Genomic DNA, 5,501 nt, shown 5'->3' with positions numbered 1-5,501 from the left:
TATATCAACGATTTTCTTAATATATCGATCTATCGACAAAAAACGACAGACAGGCAACCCCTTTCTCATCAACAAAAAAAAGAGCCCACACATTCAAATGCAGACTCCCTCCAATCACTTATTTATCGAAAAACGAAGTAACTGTGTTAATCCCGGCTCTAAATTCATTTCACCTTTATGGCGTACATATACCACTTTATCCCCATCAAATTTCGGAGGGTTTGCTTTACTATACGTATGCCACTCATTCGTTCCTTCTATAGAATACTCCATATATTCAGTTGCACCGACAATTATATTTTTACTATCATCTGCCGCTACATTTGGTGCCATCTGCGCAATTTTTGAATCACTAATTAATAACTTCTTTATATCCTTATCACGTTTGTAATCGTAAGCTGTCACAATTACATCGTTACCATATGCTTTCACTTGTAACCCTTGTTTAAATGAATAGCCATCTGGAGCAGTTTTCTCTCCTCCATTTGGTCCCGCTGACATCCAGCCTGTTTCAATCCCGCCCGTATTTACAACAGTGAAACCTTTTTCATCTCCGCCTTTAATTTTCTTTTTACCAGCCCAGTCAGGTAAGTTTAAATCCCAATGCGTATGACTCGTGAAGAAAACAACTTGCGGATAGTCTTTTAATATATCGTACAATTTATCCACGTTTAAATAATCTTGTAAATACGGCGATTGTCTTGATCCAGATACCGTATCAGGTAAAACGTGATGAGAGAAAATAAAGATTGGCTTATTTTTATCTTTTTGACTATACTCTTCTAAATTTTGTTTTAACCAACCTAATTGCTCATCACTCATATATACTTCGTCCCACATTTTTGAATCGTGGTATTTCATATATTTTTCAGTTCCTAAAAATAGAAGCGGATACCCATCTAATTCTTTTTTATGATATACCTTTTCTTGTCCACTAAATTTCAGATAGCGGTTAAATAAAGTTTCCTCAGTTACACCATTTGGCCATGTACTTTGAGAGAGTTTCCCATCTGCTGTCCATTTCCCAGCATAAAACTCATGATTCCCAACAGTAGACCATACATTTTCTGGATGCTTATTTTTATTTAACACACGCTTTACATCATCATATTGTGACTGTTGTCCAGTTGGCGTTATATCCCCATTCATAATAAGCGCTCTAGAAAGTGGCGTCACTTTGTTCATATCTTTTAGCACATGATCAAAATCCCCTAAATCCCCTTGAATATCACTAATAACGTTAAAAGTTGTAGCTGATTTCCGGACTTGCTCTTTCCCTTCCGCATGTGCTGAAAACGTCGGTAATAATGCCGCCATAACTGCTAACGAAGCAACTGTCTTTTTCATACAAATTCTCCCCCTAATAATAGAATGTACAAACTGACATGTTCTGCTTTCTCTTAGGTGCTTGTCCAATTCACATTATAGGGGGCGATTGTAAAGATTAATGGAGTAAAAATTTAAGTGTTTTTTAAGAGATTTTGTCTTTTTTACACGCCCCATTTAACAATTAACACTAATTTTTCTATTAACCTACTAATATTAACTGAATGTAAATTTATACGATAAATCACTTCGTTTAATATGTTGTGTTTTAATTTCCTTTACACAATTTCAATAAAGTACTTTACCATTTTAAATTCTCTTCATTAATCCTCAACTTCTATTCCAGCCTGTTTTAATGGTTCTAATACTTTCGGGTAACACATTGAAATATATTCCACTGTTTTTAAATTTTTTAGATTTTGAAATCCTTCAACAGATATAACATCAAATAAACTGTCTTCACCGTCCCAATCAGGCTTTAAAATATGATAAATTTCATTCCCACCATCAAAGCAAAGGGACTCAATCTTTTCCAAATCACTTATTTCCAAAGTTAACGCTTCTAAAAAAGCTTTGATTTCAACAATTGGCCCAGCTCCTGAATACCATTCAAAATAATTCGTATGCTTTTCTATTAAGTCTTTCAATTCTTTTAGAAATAGTGGCTCTTTATCTAATAAAGCTTCAATTACCACTAACTTAAAATTAAAATCCTGAAACATTTTACTCTTCCTCATTTTAAATTCCTCCAATGTTATAACATCCTTGTCCAAATTATTATAAGTAAAACATATCCAATTGCAGCTTCTTTATTTCTTTCAATATCACATTAAAAAGGGATATGCTTAATTGCATGTCCACAATCGAGAAAATATACATTATACATATTTTCTTACTAATTATATTCTTTATATACTTACCTTCGCTTCTCTAGCATCTTGTTTCTTAATTAAGTCTAAGTAAAAATGCGAGACAGTTGTGTTGTAATAAGGGGAAATGAATATGAATGACAGATTAAATGTAAACATGCCTATAAATGCAGTTAATAAAAACCAACCAATAAAAGATAACCAAAGAACAAATAACTTGAACTTATGTCCTTTCATTATTCTTTTACTCTCCCTTAATGCTTCACTTGCTGTATAATCCGGATTCTCTATTAAAATATAATATGCCATTGAATAAGAAAAATATTTAATAATACCTGGAACAATTAATAACAGACTCCATAAAAATAGAAAAACAGCCTGCAACACTCCTAATTTCATTGATTTACACAAATTATTTTTCCTAAACCCCACAAATACATCGTCCACCTTAGCATCTTCATTTTTACCTAAGCGTAAGGTGAAAACAGAATACCCATAATTAAAGATACCTTGTATGACACTGTAAATTAAGAAACAAATCAGTCCTATAAAAAAATAACTTAGAATAAGTAAAACTAGTGCTGTTAGATCTACTTGTAGTTGCCCACCCATTGAATAAATAAAGAAAACATCCAAACCAATTATCCCAATAAACAAGCCAAATATTAAATATATAAAACTAGCGATTGCTGATGCACTTAAAGTTGGTACAAAATAGTATAACGCCGATATCCCTATACTTACTCCCCATTTCCCATCTAACGAATTAAGTGCTGCTTTCTTTAAATTTCTTATCAAACTTGCATCCTCCTTTTTTCCATATTTTAGCCAATAAAAATTTTACAAATAAAAAACTTGTAGCAAGCCCCACTACAAGTTCTTTTAGCTAAACATTTTAGCTTATCAAAACAAAATATACCTTCTACACAATCGGGGGTAATTTCTAAAATATGGTTTATTAAAATCATTATATAATATAATCATGGATTTTTGTTGAATATTCTATGTTTTCCGACAAATATACCCGAAACTCTTCCTGATGTTCATTTAGATATAATAACTTATATAGCAATATATTTATCATTATCTTTCCCAATAAACCCTATCCTCTTGTTTTCCACAAAAAAGCACAGAGATTCCTCCCCATGCCTACTAATTTCCTACCTTTTTACCGCATGTACATAATGTACTGTCTCAAAAGCTTCTAAATAATCGTTTCGTCCTTCAAAATATAATACATCAATATCCTCTGGTGATAAATGCTCATAAATGAGTAAGCCCGCCTTCTCTAACAGTTCTTCCATTTCAGCATAAGAATAACATGATTTCATCGGTTCTCCGCCTACCGCAGCCATTTTCACCATGTTTTCAACTCGATTGGACAGTCCTTTTTTCTTAAATAAGTTTTCATCGGGATAATCGAAAACGATAGAACTCCCTACTGGAACTATCTCAAACAAGCACTCTATTAAACTAGCAAGTTCCTCTTTCGTTAAATAGTATGTTACACCTAATAGACTAAAGAACGTCTTTTTATTTTCAAATCCTTCATTGCGTAACTGTTCATAGGAAAATCCTTTCGTGAAATCCATCGAAACAAAATGAAGGTTATTTGGAACTTCAAGTTCTACTTCTTTTATTCTTTCCTTCTTAAACGCCTGCGTAGAAGGATGATCCACTTCAAATATTTCTATTTTATTTTCTAATTCTCGGTGTCTAAAACTGAACGTATCTAAGCCTGCACCGAGTATGACGTATTGTTTCGCTCCTAATGTAATTTCATGTAGTAATACTCTTTCACAATATGCGGCACGTGCTAAAGGTGTTGGTGATAACTGAACTTGCGTAATCCATTTTAATATTTCTTTTGGATTGTCTTGAAACTGCTCTGCAATTTCTTTATTGAAAAAGTGAATCCCTTGAACCATGTTCGTTTCAATATTGTTACGTTCTTTTTGTGAAATGAAATCTTTAGCTACATAATCATCAAAGATTTTAGGATTATCAAATTCACTATGATACGCCCTTCCGAAAGCTGATACTAACGACGTTACACTTGCTTCACCTTGTTTCACACACATACACTCTCCTTCATTTTCACAACAAAAATAGGGTTCCCCTGGCCAGGAGAACCCTATTATACACCTTATTTTTATATTGGTAAATTATAGAATAAATAAGTTTTTTTGTCAAGTTTTCAGCCTACTAACGCTCCAATAATTTGTGTAATCTCTAGCAGGAAGATTTCGATCTACACCGAATATTCCAGTTCATAACAATACAAATGGAGGGCGTCATGAAAAGATTAGTCATCATTACAGTTGGAAAAACACACAGTGGAAAAACTACATTTGCAAAAGAGCTAGAAAAAGAGTTACCTAATTCTTTTATTATGGACCAGGACAACCAAGCTGAATTTATTAACACACATTATGAAAAATTACAGCCGACAGAAGGTTCAAATATACTAAAGCACGGTCTTTCAAAATTCATTGTTGATTATGCGAAAGAACATACAAATTTACACCTTATTATTTGTAATTCCAATCGCAGTAAAAGCGGAAGATTCTATTTACTAAACGAATTATTTCCACAGAATGAATATGTACGCATATTAGTTCATTTTGACATTCCAGATGATGTACTTTACGAAAGAGTGGCTCGAAGCACGCGAAGTACGAATATTTTTAGAGGTGGATATTCTAGTTTCAAAGAAGTACTTGATCGACAACAAACTGAATCACTTCACGATGATGTGGTAGATCCTGTAGAAAACGAGGCTGATTATTTGTTTGTTATTCGCAATAATAAAGATGTAAGCTTTACTATAGAAGAAATTGTTCATCTAGCTAAAGGTTTATCCCCTACCCCCAAATAAGAGATTATAAAAATTACATAATCATAGATTATTATGCAAATCCTTCCTCTAAGCGCCTAACATAGTATATAATAATAAGATAATCTACTTCTATATGCTCATTTTTACACAAAACAGTTCATGCATATGAAAGAAAAGAGGTACAAAAATATGAAAACAAAACAAACAATCGCTGCGTCTACACTAGCTTTAGCAATGATTGCTGGCGCGAACCCTGCTCATGCGGAAGTAAATGATGCTACTCCTCAGCAAAGTACGGGAGATCGATTAGCTGAAATTAAGCAACATAAACAAGAGTTAGATGCGAAATTGCAGCAACACAAAGAAAACGTGGATCAAACATTGAATGAACTTAACAAGGTTAAGGAAAATGTTGATACGAAGGTGAATGAACTACATGAACGTAAACAAGTTGCTGATGAAAAAAT

5 protein-coding genes and 1 pseudogene are annotated in these 5,501 nt (G+C 33.1%); 2 read left to right on the top strand and 4 right to left on the bottom strand.

Translation table 11 applies throughout. The features are described 5' to 3' along the window. Window positions 1–114: 114 nt before the first annotated feature. The 4 genes from MR160_RS32515 to MR160_RS32500 all read right to left on the bottom strand — a co-directional run bounded on the left by MR160_RS32515 (window position 115) and on the right by MR160_RS32500 (window position 4,276). Window positions 115–1,347: a DUF4073 domain-containing protein gene (locus MR160_RS32515; protein WP_000754274.1), complete on the bottom strand. Its 1,233-nt coding sequence runs from the start codon at window positions 1,345–1,347 to the stop codon at window positions 115–117. 302 nt (window positions 1,348–1,649) lie between these two features. Further along, window positions 1,650–2,063 carry a DUF6892 domain-containing protein gene (locus tag MR160_RS32510; RefSeq protein WP_001232168.1) on the bottom strand — a complete coding sequence of 138 codons (414 nt, stop codon included), beginning with the start codon at window positions 2,061–2,063 and terminating at the stop codon, window positions 1,650–1,652. A gap of 171 nt (window positions 2,064–2,234) precedes the next feature. Further along, window positions 2,235–2,993 (bottom strand): DUF975 family protein, encoded by a 759-nt coding sequence (locus MR160_RS32505; RefSeq protein WP_000620770.1) that lies wholly within the window; start codon window positions 2,991–2,993, stop codon window positions 2,235–2,237. A 362-nt stretch (window positions 2,994–3,355) separates the two neighbouring features. Next, window positions 3,356–4,276, bottom strand: coding sequence for a class I SAM-dependent methyltransferase (locus MR160_RS32500; protein ID WP_000337839.1), 921 nt, complete (start codon window positions 4,274–4,276; stop codon window positions 3,356–3,358). A 215-nt stretch (window positions 4,277–4,491) separates the two neighbouring features. Between MR160_RS32500 and MR160_RS32495 the strand changes: the two genes are divergently transcribed. Then, window positions 4,492–5,073: an ATP-binding protein gene (locus tag MR160_RS32495; protein ID WP_000826975.1), complete on the top strand. Its 582-nt coding sequence runs from the start codon at window positions 4,492–4,494 to the stop codon at window positions 5,071–5,073. A 150-nt stretch (window positions 5,074–5,223) separates the two neighbouring features. Continuing rightward, window positions 5,224–5,501 (top strand): annotated as a pseudogene (locus tag MR160_RS32490) (LPXTG cell wall anchor domain-containing protein); the annotation flags it as partial.

Origin of the sequence: Bacillus cereus group sp. BfR-BA-01382 (assembly GCF_022663475.1) — a bacterium.
Lineage (GTDB): Bacteria > Bacillota > Bacilli > Bacillales > Bacillaceae_G > Bacillus_A > Bacillus_A thuringiensis_S.
This window is presented reverse-complemented; position numbering and strand designations above follow the sequence as displayed.